The sequence below is a fragment of the Actinoalloteichus spitiensis RMV-1378 genome (assembly GCF_000239155.1).
Lineage (GTDB): Bacteria > Actinomycetota > Actinomycetes > Mycobacteriales > Pseudonocardiaceae > Actinoalloteichus_B > Actinoalloteichus_B spitiensis.
In genome coordinates, this window is sequence record NZ_AGVX02000715.1 from 1 (window position 1) to 1,568 (window position 1,568).

Genomic DNA, 1,568 nt, shown 5'->3' on the forward strand with positions numbered 1-1,568 from the left:
CAGCCGCCCGTGGGACTGCCGTCGCCTGCCGGGACGGCCGGGTCGCGCCGTGGTGGCCGGGTCGCCGGGCGATCCGCGCGGCCCGCCGCGTCGAGGGACGGACGTGACGAGTCGGCTCGACGATGAAGGTGGTCCTGGCTGAGTGGGCGGAGCGCGCTGGTCGGCCCCACCGCGGAGGAGCTGATGGTTCGGGTCGAGAGGGGACGGGTCCGCCTTCGGGCAGCCGTTCGACCTCCTCGCCGGCCCGTGCCGTCCCTGGTACGGGCGGTGCCGCGCGATCCGGCCCAGTCCGAGGAGGTCCGCGCGGGAGGTCCTGGTCGAGCTGTGGCACACCGCGGCGCGGTACGACCCGGCGCTGGGCTCCGCGAACACCTGGGCGCTGACGATGGCCCACCGGCGGGCGGTGGACCGGTCCGCTCGGAGCAGTCCGCGACCGCCCGGGAGGCGAGGTGGGCCGCCTCGACGAACGGCGGCCCTTCGACGAGGTGGCGGAGACCGTCGCGATCCGGCTGGAGCGGGCGCGGGTGCGGGCGCGCCGCTGCGTGTGTCGAGGTTGACGAACCTCCAGCGGGAGTCGGTGCTCCTCGCCTCCTCCCGGGGGCACGCGTACCGGCGGGTGGCCGAGCTCCTCGGCGCCCCGCTGGGGACGATCAAGACCAGGACGCGCGACGCCCTGATCCGGCTGCGCGACCGTCCGGGGGTGGGGCGGTGAACGCGGACATCCACTCGTTGACGGGGCCTACGCGCTGGTCACCGGCGCGGAGCACGCGCAGTTCGAACGGGCACCTCGCCGCCTGCCCGGTGTGCGCGCGGGAGGTACGACAGCTGCGGGCGACGGCGGCTCGGCGCGCGGGGGCACTGCCGCGCACGCCGTGCCCCGGCCCGCGTGCGCGGGTGATGGCCGAGATCGCCACGGTCCGCCAGGAACCCCCGCTGCTGGACGAGACGCGGGCCGCCGCCCCTCGGGCGACGTCGCCACCGGATCGGGACGGCGGTGGGTGGTCCGCTGGCGCTCGCGCTGGCCGCCACGGCGGCGGTGTTGGCCGGCGTGCTGGGCGGGCAGGCCATCCAGTTGCGGGAGGGAGCGGGACGCCCTCCGGCAGGAGCTGGCCGAGGCGGCGGGGCCCGCGTCGTCCGCCCTGCTGGCCTCGAAGGACACCAGGTGGTCAGCGGGGAGAGCGAGCGCGCGGGTACGGCCACCGCCGTCGTCTTCCGGGAGGCCGATCGGGCCGTCCTCCTGGTGGCGGGCATGCCGGACGCGCCAGCCGACCACGGCTACCAGCTGTGGCTGATCGAGGGGGAGGACGTTCGACCAGCGGGGATGCTCGACGACCGGGAGGGGGCCGTGGTGATGGTGGACGGCCTGGACGGGGCCGACGGGATCGGGGTCACCGTCGAGCCCACGGGCGGATCGGACCAGCCCACCACCGACCCGGTGATGGTGCTCTCGCTGAGCGGGTGACGGGTGCGGGGTGGCCCGCTCCTCCGGGTGGCGGGCCCGCCGGCCTCCTGCGGCGCGGCCGGTGGTCCGGTCGCCTCACTGGCGCGGGCCACCGCCGTGCCGCCTC

General features: G+C 77.0%; 2 protein-coding genes. Both read left to right on the forward strand.

The genetic code is table 11. The features are described from left to right. Nucleotides 1-553: 553 nt before the first annotated feature. Nucleotides 554-712, forward strand: coding sequence for a sigma-70 family RNA polymerase sigma factor (locus tag ACTIDRAF_RS35490; protein WP_016701303.1), 159 nt, complete (start codon nt 554-556; stop codon nt 710-712). Nucleotides 713-994: 282 nt separating this feature from the next. Further along, on the forward strand, nt 995-1,462 hold the full coding sequence (locus tag ACTIDRAF_RS33185) for an anti-sigma factor (protein WP_425359134.1): 468 nt from the start codon (nt 995-997) through the stop codon (nt 1,460-1,462). Nucleotides 1,463-1,568 lie beyond the last annotated feature (106 nt).